At 64.3% G+C, this 13,074-nt stretch carries 7 protein-coding genes and 1 other RNA gene; 5 read left to right on the top strand and 3 right to left on the bottom strand.

Annotated features, from left to right (window positions below):
- Positions 1-47 precede the first annotated feature (47 nt).
- Together OKA04_RS12720 and OKA04_RS12715 are read left to right on the top strand one after the other, a co-directional pair.
- Positions 48-416, top strand: a complete 369-nt coding sequence (locus tag OKA04_RS12720) for a hypothetical protein (RefSeq protein ID WP_264501547.1) — start codon at positions 48-50, stop codon at positions 414-416.
- Between the two features lie 123 nt (positions 417-539).
- Positions 540-899, top strand: a complete 360-nt coding sequence (locus OKA04_RS12715; RefSeq protein WP_264501546.1) for a hypothetical protein — start codon at positions 540-542, stop codon at positions 897-899.
- Here OKA04_RS12715 and OKA04_RS12710 read toward each other — a convergent pair whose 3' ends face one another.
- Both OKA04_RS12710 and rnpB read right to left on the bottom strand, forming a co-directional pair.
- Positions 900-2,132 (bottom strand): tyrosine-type recombinase/integrase, encoded by a 1,233-nt coding sequence (locus OKA04_RS12710; RefSeq protein WP_264501545.1) that lies wholly within the window; start codon positions 2,130-2,132, stop codon positions 900-902. It lies immediately after the preceding gene.
- A 106-nt stretch (positions 2,133-2,238) separates the two neighbouring features.
- An RNA gene (rnpB, locus tag OKA04_RS12705) (RNase P RNA component class A) lies at positions 2,239-2,633 on the bottom strand.
- Between the two features lie 147 nt (positions 2,634-2,780).
- On the opposite strand from rnpB, the gene OKA04_RS12700 reads away from it, so the two are divergent.
- Entirely contained in the window at positions 2,781-7,877 is a 5,097-nt protein-coding gene (locus OKA04_RS12700) for an Ig-like domain-containing protein (RefSeq protein WP_264501544.1), read from the top strand.
- Between the two features lie 4 nt (positions 7,878-7,881).
- Here OKA04_RS12700 and OKA04_RS12695 read toward each other — a convergent pair whose 3' ends face one another.
- A complete protein-coding gene (locus OKA04_RS12695) occupies positions 7,882-8,439 on the bottom strand; it encodes a DUF456 domain-containing protein (protein WP_264501543.1) in 558 nt (185 codons plus the stop codon).
- A gap of 205 nt (positions 8,440-8,644) precedes the next feature.
- Between OKA04_RS12695 and OKA04_RS12690 the strand changes: the two genes are divergently transcribed.
- Positions 8,645-10,945 carry a DUF6797 domain-containing protein gene (locus OKA04_RS12690; protein WP_264501542.1) on the top strand — a complete coding sequence of 767 codons (2,301 nt, stop codon included), beginning with the start codon at positions 8,645-8,647 and terminating at the stop codon, positions 10,943-10,945.
- A gap of 80 nt (positions 10,946-11,025) precedes the next feature.
- Positions 11,026-12,990, top strand: coding sequence for a c-type cytochrome (locus tag OKA04_RS12685; RefSeq protein ID WP_264501541.1), 1,965 nt, complete (start codon positions 11,026-11,028; stop codon positions 12,988-12,990).
- Positions 12,991-13,074 lie beyond the last annotated feature (84 nt).

Here is a 13,074-nt window from a genome sequence, read left to right as displayed (position 1 = left end):
GATAATTACGGAAGACGAATTTCGGATTTGTTTATATCATCGCCCGCATGAACGAACGGTCTTCCGCAGATGAACCGGGCATCATCTCTGCCCTCCTCATTATCAATATCTTTGTGTCTATTCTACTCGCAGCAGGGGCGATCATTGCCGTGTTGGCCGGTAATGTGGTAATCGCAGTCTATTTTGCGGTTTCTACAGTTTTTTCCGCTGTCGGGCTTTGGATCATTTCGACCCTTCTACGCTGGGTTTGGGATATCCGATGCTACGCGAAAGAACTGGTCGGGCTCCCCAAGCCCGACCGCTCGGCTTCGTTTTCGGTCAATCCGAATTCGGTTAGCACGATCACTCCGGAGGAACGTTCCCGGCGTCAGGAAGCACTGAGAAAACTGGATTCCACGGTGTTCAACGAAGGGTGAGGAGTGATGCGCGGCACGTTTCATGTGTTCACCAGAACACTAACAGCTTGCTCCGTCTACTCAATCGCGTCACTCTCCGCATCACTCCCTTCTGGAATCCTTAAACACTCCTGACCTGCCTGCATGAAACTCAACGTGAAAACCTCCGTCACTCTCACCAATGATGAAGTTGCCATCCTTGATGCTACCGCCTCGCGAATGGGCATTTCACGCAACCAGGTCGTTCGCCATCTCATCATCTACCACGGGCTGTGTGGTGGGGATTTCCCGCTCACGACCAAGATACTAGCCCTCCCTTCGCAGGACCGTCAGCGGGTAATCTCTGAGATCCGCGTAAAGGCAGAGTCGGAAGATCCTCCCAAGCCGCAAGGATTTCGCCAATGGGTCAAAGAGGCCCTCGTCCGTGATGATACGGAGTCCATTGAGCGCGGGGCAGAGGCCCTGCTCCGAGATCTGCTCGGTAAGCAGAGAAAGGTGGCCTGATCATAGGATCTCAAACCATTCCTCGCCCATTTCCTTTGGCACCGGCTTGCGGTAGTTGTTTCGGATCACTGCTTCACTGTTTCCCGCCTCCTCGGCAACGGCCCCGATGGCTTTTGTGGATGCGAGGCGGTAGGTGCAGAAGGAATGGCGACACACGTCGTTTGGCCATTTGTTCACCACTCCAGAAGCGATTACAGCCTCAGCCAGTCTTGTCGCAGCGTTCAAGGGAGCTGGAAAAGTGGCCAAGCGCGCAATATCTCGGCGGCGATGATAGACTGATCTACCTTCGGAATGACGATTCTCGATGTCGGGTAGGGATTCGAGAATCGCCTTCAGGTTCGACTGAATCGGAGCGAACCGCTCTGCGCTTAATTTGCCGGCCACTTCATGCCTCACGTGGATGTAGCCACTCGGTTCGCCAATGTCGCGCCACTCGATGTCCTGTGCCTCGGAAGGCCGCAGTCCACCCCAACATTGAAGGGCGAAATATGCGACCAGATCAGGATGCTTCTCGCGTAGCAGCGCGAGAATTTGACGCCCATTTTGGGGAGACCAGACAGTTGGTGATTTCTTCGCCTCACGGCGCTTGGGCGAGATCTCAGCTGCGGTGCGGGCGTGAAGATTGATCCATCCGAGATCACGCGCTCGTCCAAGGGCAGTGCCCCAAATCGAGCGCCGGTTGTTGTATGTCCTGGGAGATGGGTTTCCCCGCCCGCACCATTCGGCAACATTTTCCGGGCTGATGCTTTCGACGAGCAGAGATCCGATTTCGTCTCTGAATGGTTTGAGTTCAGTTCGAATCGTTTTCCAAGTTTCGCTTCGCCGGTGAGATCGATACTCGTCCTCCAAGCGGTCATACAGGTCGGCAAAGCTACGGCTGACAAATTCTTTAGCTCTCGCCAGCGCATAAGAATTGGCTGCTTCATGAAGTTCGCTGAGTCCGCCCGAGGCGTTGATTGCCTCTTCCACCTTGTCGAGCCACATGAACGGGGAGCGTTCCCCTGCGAGCGCTTTCACCTTCTTGAGAAGATCAGCTTCGCCGGCAGTGACCCACTGCTTCCCGGACGCGCCATCGAGCTTCCTCGCTTGGGCTTTAGCTACTGCTAGCGCCTCCTCCTTGTTCGTCTTCGTGGTGCTGCGACCGCGCCCTGCCTCTCGCCATTTCACCTCCCACTTGCCGTTACTCCGGCCGTAAATCCGGACAATTGCCGTACCAAAAGTCACCGTCTCCACTTGGCCAATTTACACCCCATTACACCCGACAACAACCCCATTAACCCCACATATCCCCATTTTCCCCCATCTACGAGTAGCTCGGAAAAAATGGTCGATGAAAAAGGCGGGCCGCTCTCCTGTAAGCCGGATTCTGTTTTCTGGACCCTATGTCCAGATTGACGATCATTTCTCTAAATCCCTGATAACAAGGATCTTCCCGCTTGCGCGGGATGCGACTAATACCCGGGGATACGACGGGCGGGCACCCTTCCCCTGTTCTGTCTTGCACCACGCGGGGTTTGCCGTGCCGTGCCGGTTGCCCGGACACGCGGTGGGCTCTTACCCCACCCTTTCACCCTTACCTGTGCCCTTGCGGGCCATCGGCGGTATGCTCTCTGCTGCACTTTCCGTCCGGACGCCTTGACGCGTCCGTCCCCCTTTTTCAAGAGGCGCGTTGCCCTGCGGTGTCCGGACTTTCCTCGACCCTGCAAGCAGGACCGTGACCGCCCGGAGAGCGGCGGCGGGACCCTAGGGGCACCCCGCACGGGTGGGAAGAGCCAATTTCAGCCGGCCGTGGCGAAATGACGGCTGGCGGATTCCGCGCGGATGATGTTCGGTAGATTCGTTCACTCACGGATTCACTCCCCCCCCCACCTGCCTCCCTCCGTGATCTCCAGATGCCATGAGAATGGCAGGGCCGCCGGCAAATTGCTGGCGGGTGCCTGTGCCTGCCTGTCGCTGCTTTCGTTCCTGATCCCGAGCCCCGCCGCGGCGGATGGCCCGGGCTTGGGAAATGTCACCTTTGCGCCGGAGGAGCTGCTGTCCACCGTGGCGCGCTTTGAGAAGAGCACCGGCGCGCCGCATGGCCACGGCTTTGTCTCGATGCACAAGGGCTATCTGGTGGTGCCCTTCTCGCTGGATGGCGGTGGCGGATTCGACGAAAGCGGATTCGCCTTCTACGATGTGTCGGACCCGCGGGCGGTGCGGCTGACCTTCACCACGCAGGATCACCCGGACTATGCCACGGGCAGCCCGAATGACCCGGGCCAGATCGGCGAGCCGCACGGCTACTCCTTCACGCGCTTCGGAGGGCGGGACTATGTGTGCGTCACGCAGAATATCCGCAGGCCCGACTCCTCCGGGCTGCAGGTGTGGGACTTCACGGAGATGGATGTGCCCGCGCCCACACGGGTGAGCCGCATGCCGCTGCCCGGGCTGAATGGCGGGGACTATGCGGCGCGGGCGTGGTGGGTCTTCTGGCAGGGAGGCCGCTACGCCTACGTCGCGGGCACGAGCGCGGGCCTCTACGTGGTGGACCTGAGCGATCCGGCTAGCCCGGTGCTGGTGAGCCGCCGCACGACCAGCGAGCTCGGCTTTGCCAATCACGCGACGAATGTCGTCTTCGCCGTGGGAAACCTGCTCGTCGTCACCGGTTCCCAGCCCGCGAGCGCGGACGCGAAAACGGGCATCGCCACCTTCGACATCAGCGATCCGGCGAATCCCGTGCTGCTCGATCACGTGAGCGAGCCCGCGGGCTACAGCAGCATGCTGAATGGCCACCGGATCTATACCACGCGCTCCAGCCCGGACGTGTGGAATATCTCCGACCCCACGAACATCACCCTCGAAGGCGAGATCCCCAACAGTGCCTCGAAGGGCGGCTACGGCGTCGTGCAGGACAATTTCTTCCTCTACGGCGCGTCGAACCGCTACCGGAAGATCGACGTGGGCGCGCCGCCCTTCACGCCCGTCCAGACGCATGCGCCCAGCGGCTTCGGCCAGCCGGACTGGGACTTCGCGATGCCGCTGGGAAATCTGGTCTTCATGGGGAACGATCACTCCGGCAGCGCGCTCATCGTCCACCAGACCGAGCCGGACACCACCGGCCCGGTGGTGAACATGGTGAATCCCGCACCCGACTCGCTGAACCGCGCTGTGACCAGCCGGGTCGGCCTGACCTTCACCGATGCCATCGACCTGCGCACCGTGGACTCCACCACCGTGGTCATCCGTCCGGTGGGCGGGCAGCCGCTGACGGGGCGCTACAGCCACCAGACGGGCATCGTGAATTTCTGGCCGGATGAGCCGCTCGAGCCCGATACCGCCTACCAGATCCATCTGCCCGCGGGCGGGGTGAAGGATTGGGCGGGGAATGGCCTGGCCACGGAACACACCAGCCTTTTTTCCACCGGCACCTCGCTCGCCGCGATCCTCGTGACGGCATCCGCCAGCGGACCGGCGACGACCGGTGAAGCGGTGAACTTCACCGCCACCGCGGAGGGACAGGGCACGATGGAGTATTCCTGGGACTTCGGCGATGGCACGCCCGCCACGGCCTACTCCAGCGATCCCGCGGCGACCCACACGTATGATGCACCGGGCCACTACGCGGTGACGGTGCAGGCGACGAATGGCACGATGACCCGGGGGAGATCGCTGGTGCAGACCGTCCATCGCCCGCTGATGCCGACCGCGCCCGTGGCCTCCTCGACCATCCTCCACCTGCCGGACACGGGGCAGGTGTGGTGCGTGAATCCGGATGCCGACACGGTCACGGCCATCGATGCATCCACCTTCGCGAAGCTCCACGAGACACCGGTGGGGCGACACCCTCGGACCCTCGCCAGAGCACCGGATGGGGACCTGTGGGTGGTGAATCAGGAAGACGCGACGATTTCCGTGCTGGCCACCGATGGCACGGCGCGGAGGGAGATCGCGCTGCCACGCGCGAGCCGACCCTACGGCATCGCCTTCAGCCCGGATGGCAGTGCCGCGTGGGTGACGACGGAGGGAACCGGAGAATTGCTGAAGCTCCACCCCGCGACCGGCGAGGTCCTGGCCACGATCATGCCCGGCGGGCCGTTGCGGGGCATCGCGATCGGGGGCGATCCCGCGCGGATCTTCGTGACCCGCTTCCTTTCCTCCGATGCAGGCGGCGAGGTCCATGAGATCGACCCGGCGACCATTGCGGTCGTGAGGACCATCCCGCTCGCGCCGGACGCCGGGCCGGATACCGAGGCGAGCGGCCGCGGCATCCCGAACTACCTGAGCGCCGCCGCCATCTCGCCCGACGGCCACTCACTGTGGTTGCCGTCGAAGAAGGACAATATCGCCCGAGGCCTCGCACGCGACGGCCAGCCGCTCACCTTTGAAAGCACCGTCCGCACGATCGTCTCGCGGATCGATCTCGCGACGAATGCCGAGATCCCCAACGGGCGGATCGATTTCAATGACCGCGACATGGCACAGGCCACCGCCTTCAGCCCGCGCGGCGACTTCGCCTTCATCGCGCTTCAGGGGTCGAACTCCGTCGATGTGATCGATGCCTACTCCGGCGATCTGGTGTCCGCCATCGAGACTGTGGGGCGCGCGCCGCAGGGACTCGCGATCGATCCCGCAGGCGGGAAGCTCTACGTGCAGAACTTCATGGATCGCACCATCGCCGTCCACGATGTCTCGGCGCTCACGTCATCCTCCGCGAATGCCGCGCCGCGCCTGGCGATCGTCCCGACCGTGGCGAACGAGCCGCAGGCTCCCGATGTCCTGCTGGGAAAGCGGATCTTCTACGACGCCACGGACCGCCGGATGAATCACGACGGATACATCAGTTGTGCGAGCTGCCATCTGGACGGCGGACACGACGCGCGGACGTGGGACTTCACCGACCGCGGCGAGGGCCTGCGGAATACGACCACGCTGCACGGTCGCGCCGGACTGGGTCACGGGCGGGTCCACTGGACTGCGAATTTCGACGAGATCCAGGACTTCGAGCACGATATCCGCGATGCCTTCGGCGGCTCGGGCTTCTTGACCGATGAGCAGTTTTCCACCGGCACGGTCTCGCAGCCGCTCGGCGATCCGAAGGCAGGCCTGAGCGCGGATCTCGACGCGCTCGCCGCCTATGTGTCGTCGCTCACGACGATCCACCCGAGTCCGCACCGCTCGCATGATGGATCGCTGACGGCTGAGGCAGTCACGGGGAAGAAGCACTTCGACCAACTCGGCTGCTACGCCTGCCATGGCGGATCCTCCTTCACGGATAGCGCCGGGGGACTGCTCCACGCGGTCGGAGCAGCAGGGAGCCGTGACACGCCGACGCTGAAAGGACTGTGGGAAACCCCGCCCTATCTCCACGATGGATCGGCGGCAACGCTCGCGGACGTCTTCATGAATGGCGAAGTCCACGGCGCGGCGCAACAGCTCTCGCCGGCACAGCGCGATGAACTGGCCGCCTATCTGCTGCAGCTCGGCGACGAAGACTCCACGCACGACTTCGGCCCGCTCGTCCGCCTGACCGAACCGGTGAATGGAGCACTCTACGCGGTGGGCGCGCCGGTCACGCTGGCGGTGCATGTCACGGACTTCCTCGGTCCGGTGGCGTCGGTGGAATACTTGCATGGCATGCAAGTGCTCGACGGAGCAAATAGCCCTCCATTCACCGGCACCTCGGGCGATCTGGCTGCGGGAGATCATTCCTTCCACGCGCGCATCCGCTTCGCATCCGGACTCACCACCGTCACCGGGCTCGTCACGGTGCGGGCGAGGGCGCACACCCCGCTGCCGACGGTGCGGGTGAATTTCCAGCCCGCGAGCGCCCCCATCCCGGAAGGCTATCTGGTGGACAGCGGCGAGGTCTTTGGCGACCGGGGGAACGGCTGGTCCTACGGATGGAATGCGCCCACCACGGCGACGCGCGACCGGAATTCCTCCGCATCGCCAGACCAGCGCTACGACACGCTGAATCACCTGCAGAACAGCGGCAATCCGGACGCCGTCTGGGAAATCGAACTGCCGAATGGCGGCTATCGAGTCCACATCGTCTCGGGCGATGCAATCGGCACGTCCGGGAATTTCTTCACCAAGGCGGAGGAGGTGCTGGTGGTGAATGGCGTCGCCACCTCCGCCCACCGCTGGGTGGAGGGCACGCAGGATGTGGCGCTCGCCGATGGACGCCTGACGGTCCGCAGCGCGCCGGGTGCCGCGGGCAACAAGATCTGCTTCATCGACATCGAGCCGCTGGGCCCCTCGACCGCCGGCACCGCCGTCTCCCTCGCCGCGCTGGCGCCCGCCACGGCGGAAGGCGCGGACGATCCGGCGACGATCCGCATTTCCAGAGCGGGAAAACTCACGGAAGACCTCGCGGTCCGACTGGGGATGAGCGGCACCGCGCAAGCGGGCATGGATTTCGCTGCTTTGCCTGACGTGGTTACGATCCCCGCGGGAGCCGCCCATTTGGATCTGCCCGTCACCGCGGTGGCCGACCCGGTCGCCGAGGGCGAGGAAAGCGTCACGCTCTCGCTCCTGGATGACCCCGGCTACGTCGCGGGCGAGAGCACGACCGCCACGGTGATGATTTCCGATCCTCCCTTCGATGCCTGGCGCTTCGCCAGCTTCCGTGCGCTGGAGCGGGCAGATCCGCTCGTCAGCGGCTTCGAGTCCGTCCCCTTCCCCGGCGGCATCGCGAATGGCCTCGCCTACGCGCTCGGGCTCGATCCCGCAGCGGCCACGCCCGCGATGCTCCCCCGACCCCGGTCCCACGACGGGAGATTCGCGCTCAGCTTCAAGCGCCCCGCTGGCCTTCCCGGCGTATCGTATCAGGTCGAGTCCAGCACCACGCTGGCCCCGCCTTGGCAGTCCGTCCCGCCCGAGGACTGGATCATCCAGCCCCACGAAGACGGCACGGAAACGATCATCGTCCGCGATCCCCTGCTCCCCGGAGAAAGCCCCGGCCTCTTTCTCCGGCTGAAAGTGACCCCGGAGTAGCGCCTCAGCCGATCCAGAAGCAGTCGATGAAGAACCACAGGATCATCACGATCCCGATGGCGAGCTTCATGCCCATGCCGGCGACGGTGCCGACCACGGAGCCGACGCCGGAGACCGCGGCAGGCTTCAGCTCTTGCTTTGCGCCCCATTTTTCCAGGACGAACGCCCCGATGAGCGGGCCGAGGATGAGGCCGAGCGGAAAAAAGAACATGCCGACGATGCCGCCGACCAGCGCGCCCCAGGCTCCCCATTTCGTGCCACCAAACCACTTCGTGCCCGCCGCACCGGCCGCGAATTCAAGGGCCTGTGAGATCGCCATCAGCAGCGTGAGAATGACGAAGGTCCACCATTCCATGCCGGATTCCTCGCGCCCGAGCATCAGGCGGTGGGCGATGGCGGCCATCAGGAGGATGAGGTGACCGGGCAGGATGGGAATGATGCAGCCGATCAAACCGGCGATCAGGAGGCAAGAAGTGACGATCCATGCCAGTCCGCTCCCCACGGTGCCCCAGCCGCCCCAGTGCATGAATGCTTCCCACCACTGCGTGATTGCCTCCCACATCGCGCCCGCAGCATAGTCCCGAACGTCGGACGGTCGAGGAATTCCCCGCGATCGGCCGTGGCACGGAATTGATGTGAAACTTGATTGGAAATTGCCGTAGTGGGGGCCCCCGGCACCGATATTCCGGGCTAACCGCACGAACTTTGACACCTTTCCGTACCATTCCCATAAACCCGACCCCAACCCTCGACGTAAATTGACACTCATGCGCCCGTATCACCTCGCACCAATAGTCCTCGCCGCCGCTGCCATGCCTTCACAGGCCGCCAACTGGTATGAGGAAATGCAACTCGGCCCGGCATGGGCCAATTCCTTCGCCGGAACCTTCGACGGCCAGGAGCAAGTCGCTGCCGTGAAGGGCGTTCTCGTGGATCTGGGCGATGGAAATCGCGCCCTCTTCGACACCGAGACCCTGCGCGTCGTCACCGTTTACAAGGGCGGCGTCCACTGGGGCGGCACGCCATGGACCGGTGCCCACGGCCAGCTCGTGAAGACCGCGAACGAGAAGGACTTCCTTTTCAACACCGTGCCCGGACCGGGCTGGGCGAATGAAACCGGCAGCTTCGAGGACAAGCGCACGAGCATGTCCTTCACGCTCTACACCGCGAAGCGCGACGCCAGCCAGGTGACCGCCGCCTGCGGAAACATCCCGCACGCCCAGTACAAGGGCTTCTACCGCCACGGCAGCCGTATCGTCTTCGAATACACGGTGAATGGCACCCACGTGCTGGAGCACCTCCAGTCCGGCCCGGATGGCTTCGTCCGTCACTTCGAAGTGGCCGCGCACGACAAGCCGCTCTCGCTGATCGCCGCGGATGACAGCGGTGCCTTCACCGCCGAAAAGGGCGGCGCGAAGTCCGCTTCCGGCCTGTCCGTCGCCACCGGCGGCACCGGTGCCGTGCTCGCCCCCGCCGCCGACAAGGCCTCCCGCCTCGTCGCGACGCTCGCTCCTTCCGACAAGGCGACCACCTTCACCATCTCCTACGCACGCGGCGGTGCAGCCAAGTCCGTCGCCCCCTTCAACGTGACCGGCGCCACCAAGGGCGGCGAAGGCCTCTGGAAGGACGTCATCACCACCAAGGGCCAGGTCTCCACCGACAAGAAGTCGCCGTGGGTCACCGACACCCTCACCCTCCCGGAAGACAATCCGTGGAAGGCCAACATCCGCTTCGGCGGCTTCGACTTCATCGACGAGGACAGCGCCGCGCTCTCCACCTGGAATGGCGACGTGTGGGTCGTGAAGGGCCTGAAGGGCGACTGGAGCAAGCTGGCGTGGAAGCGCTACGCCGCCGGTCTCTTCGAGCCGCTCGGCGTGAAGGTCGTCGACGGTGCCATCTTCGTCCACGGCCGTGACCAGATCACGAAGCTGTCCGACCTGAACAAGGACGGCGAGGCCGACCGCTTCGAGTGCTTCTTCAATGGCGTGGCCGTTTCGCCGAACTTCCACGAGTTCGCCTTCGACCTCCAGACCGACTCGAACGGCGACTTCTACTTCTCGAAGGCCGCACCGGTCCGCCCCGGCGGCCGTGGCTTCGACACCATCTTCCCGCACCACGGCACCGTGATGCGCCTGTCGAAGGACGCCTCGAGCTTCGAGGTGGTCGCGACCGGCCTGCGCGCCCCGGGCGGCGTGGGTGTCGGCCCGAATGGCGAGATCACCACCGGTGAGAACGAGGGATCCTGGCAGCCCTGCTGCAAGATCAACTACATGAAGAAGGACCAGCGTCCGCTCTTCTTCGGCACCGAGCCGAGCCGCCAGGGCCTGAAGGATGCCAAGTACACCGAGCCGCTCTGCTACCTGCCTATGGACGTGGACAACTCCGGCGGCTCCCAGGTCTGGGTGCCGAAGGGCGTGAAATTCGGCCTGAAGGAAGGCGAGATGATCCACCTTTCCTACGGCCAGTCCACGCTCTACCGCGTGCTCTTCTCCGACGTGGGTGACACGCTGCAAGGCGGCGTGGTGAAGATCCCGGCCAAGCTCGGCTCCTCCGCCATGCGCGCCCGCTTCCACAAGGACGGCTCGCTCTACGTGGCCGGCTTCCGCGGCTGGCAGACGAATGCCGCCGCCGAGTGCGCCGTGCAGCGCGTCCGCTACACCGGCGCGACCGTCACCATCCCGGACAAGCTCGAGATCACCGAAAAGGGCGTGCGCATCCACTTCGAAACCGAGCTGGACGAAGAACTCGCCACCGACCCGGAAAGCTACTCGGCCCAGCGCTGGGACTACGTCCGCGGCCCGCAATACGGCTCCGGCGAGTTCTCGGTGGACAATGTCGACAAGCCGGCCCGCGAAGTGGCCCTCCAGAAGGAGTCCAAGGAGCACCACAAGCGTGACACCGTGAAGGTCACCGCCGCTCGCCTGCTGAAGGATGGCAAGACCGTTGAAATCGACCTCGAAGGCCACAAGCCCTCGATGTCGCTGAAGGTGGCATGGGACCTCGAGGACGCCGATGGCGAAGTCCTCCAGGGCGACATCCACTGCACCGTCCGCGCGATGGGCAAGTAAAGCCCTCCGATTGATAGTTGGAGATTTGAGACGGGCCGGGCCATTGTCCGGCCCGCCTCACCCACCATTTGTTTTTTGTGATGAAACAGGTTCCCTTCTTCGTTTCCGTCCTGTCCGCCGCCCTGACGGCCGGGTCCGCCCGTGCCGAGCTCGCCGCGACCTTCGAGTCAGGCGGGGCGAAGGACACCCGTGCCGATCGTTTGCCGGCCTTGTACGTCAAGGCGGGCGAGTCCCCGACGCCCTTCCTCCCCGGAGGTGAATTCAGCGTGACGTGGACGGGCAAGCTCGTGCTGGCCGAGCGCCAGCGCCTTTCGTTCTCCTTCGAGGGCGAGGGCAAGGCGACGCTCACCATCGACGGCGAAGAAGTGCACACCGAGGACGGCACGCTGGGCGCGACCGCCTCGAAGAGCACCCGCTTCAACAAGGGGGAGCATGACATCACCATCGTTTACCGCTCGAAAGCCGACGGATCCGGCCGCTTCCGCCTTTTCTGGGAGGAGCGCGCATTCCCGAAGCAGAGCGTCCCGCCGACGGTCTTCAAGACCGAGGCCATGGAAGAAGACCTGGCCCGCAAGGGCCGGCTCCTCTTCGCGGAGAATCACTGCTCGAAGTGCCACATGGGCGCGGCAGGCATGACCGAGCTCACGGAATTCGGCCCCATGCTTCTCGCGTCCGGGTCCCGCCTGAATGAGCAGTGGATCGCGGAGTGGCTGGCGAATCCATCCGCCTTCCGCCACGACACCCGGATGCCGGATCTGATCGACGAATCGACCCCCGCAGGGAAGCAGCAGGCCGCGGACCTCGCCGCCTGGCTGATGACCCAGAAGGTGGGCGAAGCGCCCCCTGCCCCGGACAAGGCCCTCGCCCAGAAGGGCGGCGAGCACTTCCACCGTCTCGGCTGCGTGGCCTGCCACACCCCGGCGGGCAGCGAGGGAGATCCGAACCGGGTGCCCCTTTCCAATGTCGCTTTCAAGTTCCAGCCCGGAGCGCTGTCCGGCTTCCTGAAGAAGCCCGATGCCTGGTACGCCCACATCGGCATGCCTGACTTCGCGCTGAGCGATGCCGAGGCGGACCAGATCGCGGCCTTCCTGCTGGATGAGTCCTCCAAGACGGAGCGCAAGCCATCCACCTTCCCGAAGGGCGACCCTGCCAAGGGCATGGAGATCGCCACCGCCCTGAATTGCGGCTCCTGCCATGCCGGCACCGGAGCCATGAATGTGACCCTGCCGACCACGGACGCCATCTTCAAGAAGGACTGGGCCGCCGCAGGCTGCGTCTCCGCCACCCCGGGACCGAAGGCCCCGCGCCTGGCGCTGGACGATGCCGACCGCGCCGCGCTGGTCGCCTTCTCGAAGAAGGGCATGGCGCCGCTGACCCGCCACGTGCCATCCGAGTATGCCGCGTCGAAGGTGAAGGCACTGCATTGCACGAGCTGCCACGGCATGGACGGCCACGCCTCGCTGCTGGATACCCGCCACGTCGAGACGAAGTCACTCGTCGCCCACGTGGCCGGTGAGAATGAGAAGCTCGACCAATCCCGCCCGCACCTCACCTACATCGGCGAGATGCTTCACTCGTCCTACATCGAGGGAATGCTGACCGGCAAGCCGACCGGCGGCCGCCCGCGCCCGTGGCTGGACATGCGGATGCCCGGCTACACCTCGTACGCCACCGGCCTGGCCGATGGTCTCGCCCGCCTCCACGGCGTGGTGCCCGGCAAGGCGGAGCCCGTCCAGATCGACGCCGCGCTCGCCGAAATCGGCAAGAAGATCGCCAGCAGCGAAGGCTTCGGCTGCACCACCTGCCACGGCGTGGGCCCGGTGAAGCCGAGCGCCGCCTTCGAGGTGGAGGGTGTGAATTTCGCCCTGAGCCACGAGCGCCTGCGCAAGGAGTGGTACATCCGCTGGATGGACAATCCGACCTCGGTCACCCCGGGCTCGAAAATGCCGCGCTACAGTGACGAAGGAAAGTCCCAGCGTCCGGAGCTGGATGGCGACGCCAACAAGCAATTCGAGGCGATCTGGAACTACATCCAGAAGCCCTGATCATACTATCCCGGCGGCGGGCTCGCACAAATTCCGGAGAAAGTTCCCGGAAATCGGCACGAATTGGAACAACGGCTGCTATTT

Source organism: Luteolibacter flavescens (assembly GCF_025950085.1).
GTDB classification, from domain to species: Bacteria; Verrucomicrobiota; Verrucomicrobiia; order Verrucomicrobiales; family Akkermansiaceae; genus Haloferula; species Haloferula flavescens.
Note: the sequence above shows the minus strand (reverse complement) of the source record. Positions and strands in the feature narration are given on the sequence as shown.

What these genes read in the sequence shown, in the direction of transcription:
- OKA04_RS12695 (WP_264501543.1), bottom strand. Translation starts at nt 8,439, where the DNA reads ATGTGGGAGGCAATCACGCAGTGGTGGGAAGCATTCATGCACTGGGGC.
- OKA04_RS12685 (WP_264501541.1), top strand. Translation starts at nt 11,026, where the DNA reads ATGAAACAGGTTCCCTTCTTCGTTTCCGTCCTGTCCGCCGCCCTGACG.
- OKA04_RS12720 (WP_264501547.1), top strand. Translation starts at nt 48, where the DNA reads ATGAACGAACGGTCTTCCGCAGATGAACCGGGCATCATCTCTGCCCTC.
- OKA04_RS12690 (WP_264501542.1), top strand. Translation starts at nt 8,645, where the DNA reads ATGCGCCCGTATCACCTCGCACCAATAGTCCTCGCCGCCGCTGCCATG.
- OKA04_RS12715 (WP_264501546.1), top strand. Translation starts at nt 540, where the DNA reads ATGAAACTCAACGTGAAAACCTCCGTCACTCTCACCAATGATGAAGTT.